The sequence below is a fragment of the Paenibacillus amylolyticus genome (assembly GCF_050990605.1).
GTDB classification, from domain to species: Bacteria; Bacillota; Bacilli; order Paenibacillales; family Paenibacillaceae; genus Paenibacillus; species Paenibacillus amylolyticus_H.
Genome location: NZ_CP158832.1, coordinates 6275721 through 6294010 on the forward strand (window position 1 = coordinate 6275721; position 18290 = coordinate 6294010).

Annotated in this window: 14 protein-coding genes; 2 read left to right on the top strand and 12 right to left on the bottom strand. The window is 47.8% G+C overall.

Going from position 1 to position 18290, the window contains the following annotated elements:
- Positions 1–16: 16 nt before the first annotated feature.
- From ABTV53_RS27645 to ABTV53_RS27655, 3 genes are all read right to left on the bottom strand, one after another.
- Positions 17–463, bottom strand: a complete 447-nt coding sequence (locus tag ABTV53_RS27645; protein WP_278297689.1) for a DUF1641 domain-containing protein — start codon at positions 461–463, stop codon at positions 17–19.
- A gap of 681 nt (positions 464–1144) precedes the next feature.
- Complete coding sequence (locus ABTV53_RS27650) at positions 1145–2938, bottom strand: RNA polymerase sigma factor (RefSeq protein ID WP_433748695.1); 1794 nt, start codon at positions 2936–2938, stop codon at positions 1145–1147.
- Between the two features lie 41 nt (positions 2939–2979).
- Positions 2980–3912, bottom strand: a complete 933-nt coding sequence (locus ABTV53_RS27655) for a hypothetical protein (protein WP_433748697.1) — start codon at positions 3910–3912, stop codon at positions 2980–2982.
- A gap of 192 nt (positions 3913–4104) precedes the next feature.
- Between ABTV53_RS27655 and ABTV53_RS27660 the strand changes: the two genes are divergently transcribed.
- On the top strand, positions 4105–4278 hold the full coding sequence (locus tag ABTV53_RS27660) for a CsbD family protein (RefSeq protein ID WP_433748699.1): 174 nt from the start codon (positions 4105–4107) through the stop codon (positions 4276–4278).
- Positions 4279–4442: 164 nt separating this feature from the next.
- Here the strand turns inward: ABTV53_RS27660 and ABTV53_RS27665 are convergent, their stop codons facing one another.
- The gene (locus tag ABTV53_RS27665; RefSeq protein ID WP_433748702.1) at positions 4443–5444 is read right to left on the bottom strand and encodes an NAD-dependent epimerase/dehydratase family protein; all 1002 of its coding nucleotides are present in this window, start codon (positions 5442–5444) and stop codon (positions 4443–4445) included.
- Positions 5445–5597: 153 nt separating this feature from the next.
- Here ABTV53_RS27665 and ABTV53_RS27670 point away from each other — a divergent pair, with 153 nt between their 5' ends.
- Positions 5598–6116, top strand: coding sequence for a cupin domain-containing protein (locus tag ABTV53_RS27670; protein ID WP_433748705.1), 519 nt, complete (start codon positions 5598–5600; stop codon positions 6114–6116).
- A 275-nt stretch (positions 6117–6391) separates the two neighbouring features.
- Here ABTV53_RS27670 and ABTV53_RS27675 read toward each other — a convergent pair whose 3' ends face one another.
- From ABTV53_RS27675 to ABTV53_RS27710, 8 genes are all read right to left on the bottom strand, one after another.
- Complete coding sequence (locus ABTV53_RS27675; protein ID WP_433748708.1) at positions 6392–7471, bottom strand: DUF1835 domain-containing protein; 1080 nt, start codon at positions 7469–7471, stop codon at positions 6392–6394.
- Between the two features lie 70 nt (positions 7472–7541).
- On the bottom strand, positions 7542–8201 hold the full coding sequence (locus ABTV53_RS27680) for a TVP38/TMEM64 family protein (protein WP_433748711.1): 660 nt from the start codon (positions 8199–8201) through the stop codon (positions 7542–7544).
- 276 nt (positions 8202–8477) lie between these two features.
- Positions 8478–10121, bottom strand: a complete 1644-nt coding sequence (locus ABTV53_RS27685; RefSeq protein ID WP_433748714.1) for an HNH endonuclease — start codon at positions 10119–10121, stop codon at positions 8478–8480.
- Positions 10122–10499: 378 nt separating this feature from the next.
- Positions 10500–11675, bottom strand: a complete 1176-nt coding sequence (locus ABTV53_RS27690) for an acyltransferase (RefSeq protein ID WP_433748717.1) — start codon at positions 11673–11675, stop codon at positions 10500–10502.
- Between the two features lie 218 nt (positions 11676–11893).
- Positions 11894–12376, bottom strand: a complete 483-nt coding sequence (locus ABTV53_RS27695; protein ID WP_433748720.1) for a GyrI-like domain-containing protein — start codon at positions 12374–12376, stop codon at positions 11894–11896.
- Positions 12377–12534: 158 nt separating this feature from the next.
- Positions 12535–13884, bottom strand: coding sequence for a cryptochrome/photolyase family protein (locus ABTV53_RS27700; protein ID WP_433748723.1), 1350 nt, complete (start codon positions 13882–13884; stop codon positions 12535–12537).
- A gap of 27 nt (positions 13885–13911) precedes the next feature.
- Positions 13912–15075 carry a response regulator gene (locus tag ABTV53_RS27705; RefSeq protein ID WP_433748726.1) on the bottom strand — a complete coding sequence of 388 codons (1164 nt, stop codon included), beginning with the start codon at positions 15073–15075 and terminating at the stop codon, positions 13912–13914.
- A 102-nt stretch (positions 15076–15177) separates the two neighbouring features.
- Positions 15178–18279: an ATP-binding protein gene (locus ABTV53_RS27710; protein WP_433748729.1), complete on the bottom strand. Its 3102-nt coding sequence runs from the start codon at positions 18277–18279 to the stop codon at positions 15178–15180.
- Between the last annotated feature and the right edge of the window lie 11 nt (positions 18280–18290).

The window sequence follows — 18290 nt, forward strand, 5'->3', positions numbered from 1 at the left end:
TCCGTTCTTCTAAGTCTTAACGTTTCTGTTGTTGACGCTCGTTCAGAATGCTCAGGAAAGATTGAGCAAAACGAAGCGATTGTTGTACGTTTGGATCTTTGAGCATTTTCAGCATAGCGAACAAGCCAACTGAAGTTTGCTCTGTTTGCGCACGGTCATTGGCTTCGATGGCAGCAGAAGCTACACCTTTAGCTTTGTCTACAACAGGCTTAGCGAACTCGCCCATTGCGCTCATTGTGTCGCTGATCAGAACTTTGTCTGTTGCTACACTTTGTGCAAAGTCATAAGCTTTCGTCATAGCAGTAACCATTTCAGCCAATTTAGGCAGGTTCTCCACCAGAACGGTTAAAGACTCCTGAACCTCAGGCTTCATCAGTTGATCCAGTACATCCAAGGACTGGCGTTGGGAAACGTCGGCACCTTCTGTAACCGGCACCTCTTGTTGAGTAGGCGATTGTGACATAAGAGAAAGTCCTCCTTTACTTTGGGATAGAAGTCCGCGACTTTCATGATGCCTGTCAAGCAGAGCCGAACCACAAAATACATCGAATACATTTAAATGTACCAAATTTCACACAATAGGATAAGCGTAGCTCAGGGCCACTCTCACCTCATGCATTGTATCTTGGATCTATTGCGGACAACATGTGTTGACGCACAAAACGACAAGCAGGCCGAAACCGAACTCTATACCCTTATATTACACCTCTTACACATGAACATGAAAAAGAAATTTTTTACACTTGTGAAGATATTGTGAACATTGTAACAAAATCGATTTTTTTGTCAACCCATGCAGGCAAGCTAACGTTGCCGATCTTCCTGTCCAAGATCCGTATTCCTACCACATGTGGTATTAAGACAAGATCACATATGACCAGATGTGCGATATGTACACAAGGAAGAATTGGTTTATCGATATTTACAGGAATTGTTTTCCAAATTCAATAATCTCGCGCAACGAAATTGGTCACTATCGTTATTATGCAGCTAGGGGTGCAGCCTTATTCCTGAAATGACATCATTATCTTGTTCAAGTATGAACCTATTCTGGCATGAAAGCAAAAAAGACACAAAGAAGGCCTGACGAATCGTCCTGCCTCCTGATATTTGCTTTACTATTCGCCCGATTAGATCATTTAGGTCACACCATAACTATTTCGAGGGAATGCCGATCCATTTCTTCAAGCAACTCTTTTATTGCAACGATGGCAGCTCGCTCCAATTCCTCCACCTCCAAAAGTATCGAGATAGCCTGATCGGCATGAAGCTTATCATTAGGCAGTCCTCCATCTGGAAAAGGAAATAATTCCGAGAGTATATTTAACTTTTGAGACATGTTTCGATATAACTCTTCCGCCCGAAGACAGAATGGAATCAAGCTGGAATAGCGGGGAGTCGAAGCCCACTTTAGAGAAAGTTCTTTGAAAAACTCACTTGCATAATGTCTGGCATCCCACAAAACGGCAATGTTATAGGCGTGACCGTTCGGTTCTACCTGTCTATATACTAGGGCTTCTCTCCAGACGGCATAGGCAGCCACACCACTGACTGTGTTCGGCAATGTATACGGCTCCTCCCCACGATAATGAGCCAAAACAGCTGTCAGTGCCGCGTGCAAGTTCATTTCTCGTATCATGCCATCTGCTTCCGCTGCCAGCACAAATACTTCCTGATTCACACCCCGCCCTACATGATCATAGGAAATTGTTCCTGATTTAATGAAATCGGTACCGTATAAGGTCCGGGCTGCATCATCATAGCCATAGATCAACCCGAATTCGGGAATATTCAAGTCCCACACGACAGCGGGAATTCCTCGATGAATGGAGTAACGTATCAGGGAGAGGGCCCGAACAATCCTTGGATTAAGCAACCTTTTCCCCTTTGCTTTCTCCTCTAGCATCGAAGGGTCGACCAGATTGGCATTAAGTCCCGCTTCGCTTGCCAAAGCCTCAACCGCATGGGAACGATAACCCATATGTTGCAATCCTCTGGTAAGCACTTCTTTGAAGTTATAGGCGGTGGGTCCAGCGATATGTATGTCCTGAGGCAGGATGGTCAGACGAAAAGAAAGTCCACTCATTCCCATAACCATGGGGAGAGACGGAGATGGACCCATATAGCCTAACATCTCGTGAATGGATGCTGCTGCCGAGTTCCAGGTTTGGGGAACCCGAAACGAAAGGGGCTCCTCCAGAGTCACTCGATTTTGCCCGAGTGAATTCCACTCCGCCAGCATTTCATCTACAGATAAATGAATATGAAGCTGAGACACTTTTTTACGTGAACGGGACAGAACTTGATACACATTGGCAATTGTCAGATTGAATTTGTTCGCCATTTCTTGAGGTGATAGCTGCTCCATCCAATATGATGTGAAAACCTGTTGTTCTCTTTCATTCAGACAACCCAACAGCCTGTGAAGATTATTCCTCATTTCCTGCTGAGCAACAGCTTGATACGGATCATAGCCTGTATCCTGTGATCTCCGATCGGTGTCATTCAAAAGATGATTCAGCGTCATGTCGAGCGAGTCTTGTTCACTCCATGAAGCGTCATCGGCTCCAAATGCAAGGAACGAAGAAAAATGTTGTTCCCGCTGCTGCTTTTGGCGCTGCATATGCGAGTACGCCTGGTTACGCACAATGCGCTGTATCCAGGCCATAAAACGGCCAGCATTCTGAAGCTGTCTAATATGAATGAATGCACGAATAAGCCCATCCTGTAAAATGTCTTCTGCGAGATAAGAATCATGTGTAAGTGCTCGCACATAACGGAACAATTGCCCACGGTAACGGTGAATCAGCTCACCAAAAGCCTCTGCATCCCCGGTCTGGGCTTGCATGACAAGCGCAATGTCCGACTCCTGTTGCCGATTCTCGAATGTCTCGTCTTCCCCTGGCCTGATATGGCGATTGTCAGCTAATTCATCCATGTGTATGTATCCCCCTTTCTCATAACCTCGCTTCACTTCAATTACTCCAGCTTCAAAATAGCAGCTTCGATCATGGCTTCCGTCTCAGCAAGTGCCACCATGATTGTCGCAGCAGCCTCCCAGTTCCGGGAGACAAGACGGGATTGGCATTCCCCGAATTGGCGAGATTGTGCGTATTTCAATGCAGAAAGGTCAGGATGGATTGTGTTAAAAAACAAACCATAATCATGGGCACGACGCGCGCCTACCGGCAGAGCAAAATACACATAATGAGCCCACTCATTACCATCGATTGCTCCAGCACGAACCTGTTCCGCCTTATGCAGAATGGCTGAAGCTCCGGTTCGTCCTTCCTGTGCAGCAATATCATGGGTCTGTTCTGTAAGGGTTGATTTGAACCAAGTAAAAGCCCTGCGGTTAATCTCCTCCAGATCAGGATGTTCAATACGTTCAGGACTCCACCATCGTCGATACACACCGCTACTCCATGGGAATTCAGACTTCCATGCTTCCTCAAGTTTATCCAGTGTCAGGAGGACATTGGGGAATCCGGCTGGGTCATGCAGGCATATTTCATCGCCCTTCATATTGAGCGCCACTACATAATGATCGCAACCACCCAGATTGGGAGAGTTGGGATTGTAGGCGAGTTTGCCCATATCCAGCGGACCCATCATTACAGGACCTTGCTTCAAAGCCTCTCTTAGCTCATCTACAGGCATCTCCGTACCCCGTGATTGCATACTTTCGCGCACACTAAATCCTAGAATGCTCATCGCTTTGCTGATGGCCAGATCAGGACTTGAGGTACAGTTATCAAAAAAAAGAAGGTCTTCCTGCGTGCGGAAAGCTCCCATGGAAAAGCCACCGATGGTTTCAAGCAGACCGGGATCTATCTTTTCTCCAATGGACGACAGCAGCATTGAAGCTGAATTGGCGTAGCAATACGCACCATTTCCAATATAATTACTCATATCATAACATCCTCTCATTTCTTTAATGGAGCACGCAATTAAGCACTGCCTATATTTATACTGACTCTTCGTACAGATCATTTCTGACAGAATATCCAGAACAAATTTCTGACCGCCATGAAATAGTGAACGTTTAGAATGCGGACATCCCGGTTAATAAGGACTACACCAGATACGAAGGAGATGTTCGATATGAGTAATTCAACTGGCGATAAAATCAAAGCAGGCGTTAACAAAGCCAAAGGCGAAGTGAAGGATCAGATCGGTAATGCAACCAACAACAGATCCCTTCAGGCTGAGGGTAAGAAAGACAAAGCCAAAGGTGCTGTACAGGATAAAATTGCCGACGTCAAAAAAGATCACTAGATCCTTCTAATGTGAGGTCAAACAGCACGAGGATTTCGTGCAATAGATTGTTATAAAATAGCCTAACCGTCCGTGTTCGGATGAAATCCGAAAATGAGATGGAGGCGCAAAAAAGCCAAGGAAGGTGTTACTCAATACACCCTTCCCTGGCTTTTTTTTGCGTTCTATACTGCTGGAACTGAGTACCTTGCCATATCAATAATGAAATTGCGCGTCTCTCTTGTTGTATGATATTCACGGCTGAACTGTCTCACCCATTCAGGATGAGCCTGGTACCAACGGAAGGTTTTTTCCAATCCCTTATCCAACGTGGTTTGCGGTAACCATCCCAATTCCGCTCGCAATCTTCCTGAATGTACTACCAGACTGGAACCTCTGGACTGGGTTGGTTCTTGCTCCCGAATCTCTACAGCAGCTAAGGATCGATCCATCGGTTTCAATATCTCCCCGATCTCCTGCATGGTTGTTCCAAGCCCTGTTGATATGTTGTAGACCTGTCCGTCTTTACCTTTCAGCATGATCTGTTCAATGGCCCGTAGAGCATCATCTACATACAAGAAATCACGTACTGCCGAACCCTGGATATCCAGAGGCAGTCCATCCAGCATCCGACCGAAGTTTCGAGGAATAATACGGTCTGGTAATTGCCATGGACCATAGAGGTTGGTCAAGCGAAAGAGTTTGACTGGAAGCTGATAACATTGAGCGTAGGAGTGAGCAAGCATTTCACAGGCGACTTTGGATGCAGCATAAGGGGAGACAGGCGCATACGGATCTGATTCATGATAGACTCTGCCCCAATCGCCGCCATACACTTCAACAGATGATGCCAGCAAGACAGGGATGTGATGTTCGGTAGCATATTGCAGAATAGCTTGAGTACTGAGGGTATTATTACGGAATACCTCCCCTGGCTGATGATAAGAATAATCCACGTGTGGCATGGCTGCCAGATGAATAATGTAATCTGTTCCAGAAGGCAGTTGGATCCGGCCTGAGGCAAGATTACAACAGATGAACGGCATCTCATGCAGAGGAGAGACGTGAGCAAGCCTCTGACAATAATCATCCCGATCCAGAAGGGTAATTCGATGCCCCTTTTGCGCCAAATACTGTGACAGATTAAATCCCACAAATCCAGAAGCCCCTGTAATAACAATGTTCACACACGATTCCCCCTTGCGATTTATACAACGAGTGCACCTGAAGAGAGTTTATGTACTGAGTATAACCTTAAAATGATACATTTTGTATCATTTTACAATTGTTTTTTGTTCGTTCTTGAGGTTATCGGGTAATTTATAATGAGGTGATATGAGATGAATGAACGAAAAAAGGACATAGAGACGTTATTCCTTCAGGATAATGGTGTAATTCCCAATCATCCGACCCTGCCTGTGCTTTTGTATAAGAACGTATGGGCAGAAGAGGCTCTTCATGCAGAATCATTGCTGAACCGTCATGGATGGGGAAATAGCTGGTTGAATGGTGTGTTCAATTATCATCATTATCATAGTAATGCTCATGAGGCTCTTGCTGTGGTGAGTGGATTCGTGAAGCTGATTCTAGGCGGGGAAAACGGACAGAAAGTATACCTTCAGACAGGCGACGTTGTTGTACTTCCTGCTGGAACAGGACATAAACGTCTGGAGGCCAGCACTGACTTTCGTATTGCGGGTGCCTACCCGGGCGGTATGAGCTACAACACGCGCACAGGTGAAGAAGGCGATCATGCCAAAGCTCTTCAGGAAATCCGAGAGGTTCCGATCCCGGATACCGATCCCGTCTATGGGCAGCACGGACCGCTAATGGAAATCTGGAATGGGAAGAAATCATAATAGACATGAAGATAATGAAGAAGATCGTTATTGGACAATGCACAGGAGAAGTTGGTTCAGTACTTAACGAGAAACAAATAGACTGTTCCCCGGACATGTAGGAGTTACTCACCGATGGAACAGTCTGATTTGATTGTAATTCTGAACAGCCTAGTATCGGAGATACTTCGTGATCATCTTCCTGTATAAGGATGAAAGTGCTCATGTCTTACGTCTTTCAAACTTTGCGATCTTGTCGTTTGTTTTCTATCTGTGCAATTCAGCCTCAGTCCCTTTCAGTGCTCCGCAAGCCGAACACTGTAATACCTCATTGCAAGTGGCTTTCCATCCATTTCAAGTTGGCCCTGCAGCACCAGTTGCCGTAGTCGATACTCCACGAAGACATCACTTATATGCTGGCTGCTCGTACCAATCACTTCACCCACGATACGAGCTGCTCGGATATATTTTCCTGGCTCCCAGTTTGGTGTTAGTTCCCTCACCTTCTCCATGATGTACTCGTCCAACGCATCTTCAGACAAACTCCGAATCACGCCATTCTCCATCATACGTAATAGCCCAGGCTGCGCCGAAAGTTCCAGCCAATCCTGTTCCAGTTGCAGGCGTTCTTGCTTGGACAGCGGCTCTTGCTCAGAGCAGACTTGCCACATCGCCAGAAGCTTTTCCGGAAGAATCTCACCTGTGTGGAGCACATCATATTGAACGTCGGGTCTATTGAATAATTGCTGGTATAGGCCACTCGTTTCGATCAGATATATGCGATTTTCGCTGCTCCGCAATAGATGCATGGCGTAGAGCAGTCCCGTCTTCTCACGTGCATTATTCGCATACCAGATAATGATTGATGTCTTGGAATCAAAGGACTGTATTGTGGCGTTCAACTCTAATAATGATTCCAGTTCATTCATGCCATATGCTTCACGGTCACTGAGACACATTCGTTCGGTTAGCCAGAGATGCCTGCGCTTTAATTCTGCACGAAGGGTCAGATCACCTAACGGACCCACAGCATAATTATCATCCATGGAGGAAAAGCTCCGTTTTTCCTGACTGGGCGATGTGCTCAATCCCATTTTCAAACTGCTCAGAGGGGATTCTCCAAACGTAATATGAATTTCATTTGGCTTGTCGACCTCTTCCAGAGTTTGCACCTCAAGTTGTCCCAGATCCACAGGTGTGTCCATATCTCTAAAAAGTGATTGCATCATTCCCGCAAAATCCACCTTTTCGCCTTGTTCTTCTTGCCGCTTTACCACAATTTCTGATCTCATGTAGAGCACACGCAACAATGAACGAAGTTCATTTTCATTCATGCGATTTAACATTCGGCTGAAAGCATAGATATCCTCAATCATGATGATCCTCCTTCCTGTCCTCGTCAGCATTATTAGAGATCAGTTATCCGCGCACTGATATCTCTTACATTTATGAGGAAATCGATTTTCCCGCGGGTTGATTCAGATCATGTAGATCTACACCATCTGACGATGACCGGGTAAAGTGTCGCTCCAGTTTGCGGCTTGCCCACAGGGATACCGCTATGAAGAGCAGTACGCCTATCCAGCGTACAGGATGCTCCAGAAATTGTTCCACATTGGAACCGATATACGTAACAGAGAAGATCATGATCGCTTTACCACAGCCCACCGCAAGCAGGAAGGATAACAATCGCATTCGCGCGATACCTGCTGCCACATTAATAATGACGAACGGACCTACCGGGAAGATGCTCAGCAGAAAAACATAACTGAATGCATTCCTTCGAATCCATACCATACTGCGTTGCACACGAGGTTTGCGTGCCCATCGCTCTACAAAAGCCGATTTCCCGATCTCTCGTACAATCAGAAACGTAACGGTACAACCGATGACCATGCCAATCCATGAATATAGGAAACCTGCCCACAGACCGTATACCGCACCGTTCACACCCACAATCAACAGCGTTGGCAGTGGCGGCACAAATGATTTCATAAACGTAAGCAAAATTCCCGGTAACGGGCCCAGAGAGCGGAACTTTTCCAGCCAGAAACGAATATTTTCTTCCGTAATATATGACATAATGTCCAATGCTGCCGGTGTCATCTGCATCCATCCAATCTATACAGTCTACATTCTCAGGTTTGATGTTCACTATACATTTCATCAGCCTTATGGATGATGAAGCTTCTTTAGCAACTCCCTCCCAGTATAACGTACATCTTCGATGAACACCGTTGTCAATTTGAAGAAATTATTGCACGTTGAACTAACGTCCCACCGGAATCATGATTAAATGCAAAAAGCACACCTCGACCTCTTGTGGTCTTGGTGTGATCTTTATATCCAAACCCCGATTTCATCTTTGGGGGCATATTATCCTTATTCCAGCTGCGCTTCCTGCATTTCCAGTTCAATCAATTCTGCCTGATGGGCAGCATTCCATTCGGGAATACCTGAACGCATGAACTCTTCGGCATCCATCGCTGCTTTGGACTGGTTGCACAGATTACAGGCGCAGACACAGTTGAGCGGAGTGGTGTGTCCACCTTTGGCACGCGGCAGCAGATGGTCAATCGTATCTCCATACGATCCACAGAAGTAACAAGTGTTGTCATCCCGGGTTAAAATATACCGCTTGAAATCCTTGTTGCTGAACAATCGGCGAATCGTGTACCGATTGACCACCACAGCGGCTTTTTCCTTCACCAGCGTGACGGCAAGCTCCATGTCCACTTCCTGATGCCAACGCCTGCCCTTGTCCGTCTTGCCGCGCATCCGTACCATGCCTTGCCGGTTGGTCCGGAGCGAAGCCGGATCTTCCGGGTCGATAGCGACCGGGGCCGACGGGGTCTGGCGGCGGGGGCGACCATCCGTGCCAGCCACGTGGCTGCGGCTGGCATGCGCGGGTCGCTGCCCGGATGTACCGCGGGCAGCGTCTTCGCCGTTCGCCTTGGGCGCACGCTCCTTGCGCGCCTGGCGCGGCTTGGACGCTGGCGATCCAGGCTGGCGCACGGGCGCAGGAGGCCCTGCCTCCGCAGCAGCCCCCGGCGCTTGCCCAGGCTTGCGCCCGGTGGCGGCTAGCTGTGCCTCCGCCGCCGTAGGTGCAGCGACCGTGGTGGCATCGCCACGGTCGCCCAGTGCCGGCGCATGGGCCTCCTCAGCAGCGATGCTACGGGCCTGCCCTGCGCCGGGCGCGAGCGCGCCAGCACGCTTGCGGCGCCGCTTGCGCTTGCGTTTGGCTGCGGTCGGTTGATCCGCAGCCATGGGCTCTGCTGCCGGGCCTTGCGGCTCAGCCGGCAGCAGCGCTTTGGCCGCCGTAGTCTGCTCGGCGGCCTGCACTGCAGCGGCCACTTGCGCGCCAGCCCGCTGTGCACTGTCCCTCGCATTCGCAGATGCATGGCCCTGCGAATGTCCTTGCCCAAGCCAGTGCTCGCCTGGCTGTGGCTCAGCCGGATCAGTTACTACCTCACCTGCCAAACCATCACGCTCCAGACTTGTCTCTTTCTGCTCATTACCTTTCATTCCCTCTATCCGCTTGCTCTTCCTGCGTCTTCTCCTCTTCTTGCGAATACCCGAAGAAGAGGGTGAAGAAGTCACCAAGTCAGCATGTTCATCGTCATTCGAAGAATTCGAGTCTACTGACGGTTGAGACACCAGAATTCTGTCAGCCTCAGACACCGTAGCAGATCCCTGCTCTATACCATGAGAGGTACGACCTGCCTCATTTCTTGCAGCTGCAGAGGGTCTGGCAGTAACAGCACGTGTCTCCAAGCCATCCCGCTGACGCTCCGTCCGCTCTTTCGTTCGCCTGCTCACACTTGAACCGGCCTCGTGATCAGCCTGTCCACCAAGCTTACGACAGCTGCTGCAGGCTCCACGTCTGGCTCCGGGACCTGCCCGCTTTCCGGTTCTGCGCCGGAATTCGGACATCGGCCGCTGCTGTCCGCAATACATGCATGTTTTGCTCAGTCGCGCTTCTTGTTCCGTCTTTCCTTGCCGGAAAGGGGCTGGACCCGTCTCCATGTTGTCACCTCGGTTCCGTATGAATCCGGTTTCTTTCTATTGTATCACATCTGCTCGTGAACACCCTCATGCCCATAGGCCTGATAATCTTTCGAGTTGTACTCCTGTGTCTGTTCACTGCATTCGTGAAGAATGTGTTCCACATATTCCAATATATCTTGCATCGGTCTCCCGCATTTTTCGCATGTTGTCATTATATTCACCTTAATCCTGTTATGCATAATGTATTATCGTTTCGCCTTATGATTACCCCTCAACAATGAAAAAGAAACAATCGTTCCCCATATCATTTACATCTGTGTATGCAAAAAACCGCTCCCTGTTCTCCCCTAAGGTCGACCAAGAAACGGTTTATTATTCCTGTGTTGGAAATACATCTTAACGAACGTCCAGTTGGCCCGAGTTCTGTTGCGGGGCCAGACGTGGTTTGGGTTTTGGCAGATTGCCAAAGATGACCCATGCATATGGAATGAACCTTGCCGTCAATCCAACGACAATCCACGAAGCGATCAGAGCTACCCCGAATCCTCCGGCATACCACAGGTGCACTAACCAGGAGACTCCTGTTTGCGGTGGAAATTCACGATACACCAGCAGGAAGAAGGGATGTATCAGATAGATCCCAAACGACAGAGCTCCAAGCCGGTTTAGCGGCTTCACAATCAGTGATGGTCCTTTGCGATAGAGCAAATAGGCAATCTGGATAAGTACCAGCGCACAAGCGAAGGTATGCACATTCCAGAAGAATTCATACCACAGTGTGTTATACGTTGCGATCTTCAGACGCAGCAGATAATAGATATACACATGGCCAAGTCCGGCAATGATCCACACCGCCCAGAGCAGAATCCATGAAGCTACGCGTCCTTTGGTAGCATTGGCCCGACTGATGACGAACCATTGCTTGATTTTAGGGAAATACACCCCGATGAATGCCCCCAGCATGAAATAGGAAAAATACGAGAAAGCCCAGCTTCCCTTGTTGGGTACCTGGAATCCATATTTATTACTTACGATGAATGCCCATTGAATCAATAGTCCAATCGGAACAGACCATTTCACCACGGAAGGATACTTTTTGAGCAGCCATAATACCAATGGGAATAACAGATAGAATTGCATGTTAATAAATACAAAGTACAGATGTGTATAAGCCTTACCTGTGAACAATTTTGTGATGAAGCTTGCTGCCGATTCGCCGAAAGGTCGGCCCTGATAATGCGTGAAATGCAGCAAAACAAAATACATCAATGAAAACAGGAAGTACGGAAGTAAAATATACACAAATCTTTTCTTGTAAAAGTTACTCACAAGTTTCTTGTCCAGCGGACGGGAATAATAGTTATAGAACAGTACAAAGCTGCTCATAAAAATAAAGGTTGGCGTACCATATTTCATAAAAATATTAATAAAGTTGTACAGCCAGTAGTAGCCTGAGCCTGTCATGTCTACCGTCGCATAAGACGTGGAATGCACGCACAGTACGCCGATAATTGCCATGGCACGTACCAGATTCAGCTCTGGAATTCGCTCTCTTTTCAGTGTTTCACTCATGTTCACGTTTCTCCTTCATGTGTTCGTCAATATGTCAGATATGACTTAATACATTAAAGCTCTCTATCTATTAAAAGCCATATTGCTTAAGAAGGGTAGTCCAATTTCTTAATAATTCCTAAATTTTCATCACATTTCACACTATTTTCATGTCTATATATGTAAAAAAAGACCGCGAGCATGCGGTCTGAGCAACATCAAGATTTTTATCTCAATTTTTACTGGTTCAGCGGGATGAATATGGTAAACTCGGGTTCCGGCTCATATGGATCCTGATCCATAGGATATACTTCATAGTGTGTTAGAGGCCCTCCCGACACCTTAAGCCCCTGCTCCTCTATCCAGTTGTAGATGCCATTATAGGAAGACTCTACAGCTTGTCCTTTGACATGCCTGCAACATGCATAGTCCTGAGACGGGATATCGATTCGTTCCATATCTTTCGGAATCACCTGTGCCCCGCTTTCGTTGACCTGAACCGCAACATAATGAATGAATCCGGTATCTGTCATGTGATAGGATAACCCCAGAAGTTCCTGAGGGTGTAGCAGATCTGTGATTTCATGCAGACGACGCTTGAATTCTGTTTGTACCACACGGATACCTCCTGCTCCAGCTTCCTCAAAGGTCCCCTCCCATTTTAGCCCAATCGCACTTAAGGCTTCTTTATGTACTTTCATTGAAGAATTGATATGTTCCATCCCTCAAACACATCCTTTCATCGTTTACAGTTTAAATGTGTAATTAAAACCCTTTTATTACTCTATTTTACACTATAATTCTGGGGGATGCTGTTAAAAAATTTAAAAACCCCTTTTATATTAAAGGGGGGCAATCATCAGGCATTCTGGAATGAAAATTAATCCTTCCCACGACTCGCCAGAATCTGTTTATACACGTCAATCGCCGCCTGTCTCGATGCCTTCAGATCCACAATGGCATCCTTGCGCGGCTGATGGATGTCCTTACTGTGCAAATCTTTCAATTCAGGCAACCACTTGCGAATATAATCACCTTGCGGATCATATTTCTCGGATTGCGTTACCGGATTGTTTACGCGAAAATACGGAGCTGCATTCTCGCCAAGCGAAGCACACCATAGCCAGTTCCCCCGGTTCTGAATATTATCATAGTCACTCAGCTTGCGCCTGAAATAGGCTTCACCCCAGGTGAACGGGCATTGCAGGTTTTTGGTGAGAAACATCGCCGTGAGAATTCGCAACCGGTTCGGCATATGTCCGGTTTCATTCAGTTCCGTCATGGCTGCATCAATAATCGGAATACCTGTCTCCGCCCTGCACCACCGTTCAAAATGACCGTCATGGAGGGGCGAGAGATCATACACCTTTTCATATGTAAAATAGTGACTCTCATAGACCGCCCGATACAGATAGAAGTCGCGAAAACATAGCTGCCTGATCCATTCCCCAGCATCCGCTGTGAGACTCGCCGCATCGTGCATCTTGCGGATCGACACGGCTCCCACCGCTACATATGAGCTAAGATGACTCGGCTCGTAAGCCTCATATTCATCCCGATGATCCCCATATTCAGCAATTCGATCCGATAAGAATTGCTGCAACAGCAGATGCGGGTCCTCATCCTTCGAACCACTGCCCTCCAGCAACTCCTGAGGTACCTGCATTGCATCCGGCCAATCAATCTGACGATCACTCACCTTCAACTCTGCAACCGTTGTTGCCGAAGGAGGGTTGGGATGTTCATTCATGAATTCCACCCACCGCCGATGGAAAGCTGCAAATACTTTATAAGGCTCCGACTTGCCTGTGAAATGAGCAAATCCATTCAGATCCATCAGCAGATGATCCGTTAATTGTGTGAATGTAACCTCGTGTGCCTCGCTGATTTTGCGTATGGCCCTGTCCCGCTCGATTGCATATGGCGTCATGTCCCGATGGACCACAACCTCGTTCATCTCGCCTTTGAATTGGTTCAGGATGTAATCAACCACTTCAGCCGGTTTTCCATAAGCAACATGCAGCTTTTGTTTGGCTTCAAGATACTGCCTGCCTAATGCCGCTGCATGCTGTCTAAAATTCACACCGCTGTGTTCCTTCTCTCGTCCTTGACGCAGTAGAAATGAATCATAGATGAGAACATGTACACTCTCTTCTTGATGATGCCGCAAATAATCGAATGCGGCCAGGTCATCCGTACGCAAGTCTTTGCGGTGTATGAAAAGTTTCATGCCCCACCCTCCTGTCTGAGCTTACGTTTATTTATCCGTCAGGCTCTGATATAACCTGCTTGTTTCCGGCTCTGGCTGATGTCCCAGATCCTCATTCAGGGTCAATGTAAATGACTGATATAAACGAAGTATGCCTTGCTGATCATCCATGGATGCATACACTTCCATCATGAGTCGGCAGATTTCTTCCGAATAAGGCTCCCGTTCCTGCAATATCGTTAATTGCTCAATCGCTTCCTTGCTACGGCCATGCATCATATCCCATCTCGCGATATCCATAACCAGCCCTGTATACTTGCGTCTGAGTTCCCTTGCTTTGGCCTGTGCCCAACGATAATCATGCTCTTCCAGATAATCGCCACGATAAAGTGGAATCATGTGCCTCAAGTCACCGACATTGTCAGATGTGATGACGTTGTAGACCATGGCTTTTTCAAATTGATCCACATCACTTACCAGATTGCCTGATAACAGACGATAGCGGTTCATATTGTACTCCAGCTTGCCGGTCATGTTCCATTCCTTAAGCAGCTTCCGAATCTGGTACACGGAAGTATGTAGATGGGTTAACCCCTTTTCCTGGGGGACATCACCCCACAGCTTATCCAGCAGAATCTCTTTGCTTACCCACTCTTCCCGGTGATGAAACAAAAAAGCAAACAGTTCCTGTGCTTTGGTTATGCGCCACTTATGTTTCTCGGCACCCAGATCCAAGCTTTTGTAAATATCCAGATGTTTGAACGTAAGCAGCACCGGAACTTCGGTATCCAGCTCCACAGAGACAGGCTCCGATTCCTGTACCTCGGCGGTGGCTGCAACCTGGGAAGTGTATGACATGGTGCCCGCAATTCGATCAATGGTTTTGGCCAATCGTGCGGAGCTTACCGGTTTAAGCACATAATCCAGTGCATGCAGCTCAAATGCCTCAACCGCATGGTCCGCATAAGCCGTAACAAAGATGATACGAATACTCTGATCCAATTGCTGTATATATTCAGCCGCTTCCAGGCCATTCATCTCCGGCATTCCAATGTCCAAAAATACAACATCTACACGTTCCCTTGCCAGAAAATGAAGGCCATCACGAGCTGTTGAAAAACATTGCACGGGTGTAATTCGTCCGTCCGTTCGCAGTAGACGCTCCAGATGAAGCTGCGCCGGCTTCTCATCATCGATCACAATGGCTCTCACCGTTCTTCCAGCCTCCTGCCATGAAAGATTCAATTAGAATGAATGCCGATTTTTCGGCATCCGCTTATTAGTCTGTTAACCATAATTGCTTAACTCGGCACACTATTTGGCATAATCCACCTTTTCCACAGGGATACGGAAGCGGATCTGCGTTCCTTTACCCACATGGCTATGAATCTCCAGTCCTTGACCATAGAGAGATATCAGGCGACGGTTTATATTTTGCAGCCCGACACCTCCAGGACCCTCGGTGTTCCCAGACTTGACCTGAGCCATACGTTCAGGAGGGATACCTACGCCATCATCCTGAACCTGTACGACCACATGCTCGCTCTCTTTGAAAATCCTAAGACGAACTGTCCCCCCGACTGCCCGCTCCATCACGCCGTGGCGAATGGCATTCTCCACAAGCGGCTGAATACTGAGAGGTGGCAGATACAGATGCACATCCGATTCCACCTCATACTCAACCACCAGTCTTTCCTCAAATCTCGCCTGTTCCAGATGCACATAAGACTCCACCAATTCCAGCTCTTTGGTCAAAGGAACAAGCTGCTCCCTGTTCTGGAAGTCAAAACTTCCACGCAGGTAATGACTCAGTTCAATCAGCAGATCGGTTGCTTTGTCCGGATTCACTGCACAGGTCGCGATAATGACATTGAGTGCATTATATAGAAAGTGCGGCTTGATCTGGGCCTGCAAAAAGGCCATTTCCGTCCGAATAGCCTCCTGCACAGAACTCCGCATCTCAATTAACGTCCGAACTCTGGCACGTAATTCGCCAGCATCCACCGGTTTGCTCAGGAAGTCATTGGCTCCCGCCTGGAATCCGTGTTTGATATCCTCAGGCAACCCGCGGGCGGTCAGCATCAGAATCGGTAACTCTGAGAGGGAACTATGCTCGCGCAGTTTGCGACATAACTCAAGCCCGGACATTTTAGGCATCATCCAGTCCGTAATAACAAGATCAATGGACGGGAACTCCTCACGGAGTTTCAATGCAGTGGACCCGCTGTCGGCTGCAATCACACGATACCGTTCCGTTGATAACAGGTTAAGCAATACCTGTCGATTGACGGGGTCATCGTCTACAATCAGAATCGTGTGCTCCGCTTCTGTAAGATCATCCTGCTCATCTGACTCTCTTGTCACAAGCTCCTTCGCCCCTGCCCCCTGTGCAGCAACATATCTGGCGGCAGCTGGTTTCGAATGAGTTTGCAGCAGCGGCAACTTCATAACAGGCAGGGTGAAATGAAAGGTGGAACCTTGCCCCGGCTCCGATTCAACCCAGATCTCACCACCGCCAAGCTCAACGAGTTTTCGCGTAATACTCAGACCCAGTCCGGTTCCGGTTCCATTATTCAATCGCTCAATTGTGCCGTTACTCTGCTCATACGCCTGGAAGATATCCTCTTGTTTGTCCAAGGCAATGCCTACCCCTGTATCAGCGACCGATACCTTCACCCAATCCCCTTCAACACTGGCGTACAAACGAATCTCGCCCTGCTCAGTGTACTTATAGGCGTTACCCAGCAAGTTATACAGAACTTGTCGGAGACGATCTTCGTCTGCCTCAACAAGTGGCAACGACTGGGGCCATTGCTGAATCAATATAACCGGTTTGTCCTCAAACGTGAAACCCGAGACTTCAACCACAGTACGAGCAACGGATTCCAGATCGACAGCCACCCGTTTCAACTCAATCTCACTATTTTTTAATTTGGAAAAATCCAAAATGTCGTTAACCAGCAGTGAAAGGCGCTTGCCGGTTGAAGTAATCATGGACAGATTTTTGGCTTGCTTGGGTGTGACCGCTCCAGCTGCCCCTTCCAGCATCGATTGCGCAATATTAATGATGCCGTGCAGGGGAGTTCGCAGCTCATGCGATGTGTTCGCCATGAACTCGTCCTTGAGACTGTCAATGGCAAGCAATCGCTCCGACAGGGCTTCCACGTCGCGGAATGATTGTGCGAAACGGATGGCGGTCACAATCATCTGGGCAATGACAAATAATAAAAGTTCAATCAGCGCAAAGAACGCTGTGTCTAGGGTAGTGAATGCACCGAGCGTATGCAATACTACAACCATGAGTATGCTCATCATGCTCACCAGTGCAAAGTGGCTGTCAATCGGCCGTCCTTTCAACCAATAGAACATGGCACGCAGCGCATAGAACATGACAACAAGCGAGATCAGTACCATGGGAAGCTCAAGAGACGAGAAAAACGTCGGAGGAAGCGTGAGACCCACAATGGTCTGGGTAACGATTAACACGACAGCCAGACGAACAAACCACTGATGAACTGCTCCTGGCACACGGGCATCCATATACCGAAGCAAAAAGTAATAGGCAAAGGCTGAACTAAGGAGCTGAATCCGAAGTATCTCATTATTGGTCAGGAACGGTAAAAACGTACCCAGTAACTTCTCCCCATGTGTCAGAGCGTATACTGCACCGGAAAGGCTGAATAATCCGAGAAAACGAAGTTCTTTCTCCGTACGTCGTAATCTGAACAAAAGTAGAAAAAAGGCGGCAGGCAAGATAAAACCGAATAAGGCCATCAGATCCCTGAGCCAATCTTGTTGCTGGCTTTTCAGAATACTATGCTCGTCTCCAAACAAAATGGGCGCTACAATGCCCCCAGACGAGTAACTATAATTCGATACTTGAATGATAATGTCAGCCGTGCTGCCCTCAATGGAAGTGAATCCTGTAAAGGGCAGATTTAATTGTATATCTGTCGCCTTGGTCTTTCCTGGCAGGCCTTTGCCCCCAATCTCTTTACCATCGATAAATACCCGGTGAGCCATGCGTATATTCTGCGTGCGTATACCATAATCGTTTTTCATCGTTCGGGGTGTAAGTTGGACTTGCACATGATAGGTTCCATACCCATGTGCTTGCCCCAGAGATTTGTTCCATCGGGCCGGAACCTGAGTGCCAGACGAAGCGGGCAATGGCATGCGACCGGATACACCCGCTTCAATATCTGCCGGGCTCAGCAACTGTCCAGGGTAGAAATCCCAGACACCCTTTAGAGACGCTGCACCCTTGCGATCAAAGTCCCATTGGGTCAGGTCAATTTTTCCATCCATAGCTTGGGGATTACCCCGCTCGCTAATTAACGTCTGGGCAATCCAGCCCAGCGGAAAAATGACAATGCATATGAAACTTAGGGTCAGCATAATCCAGTGTTTTCTCATCTATATATTCC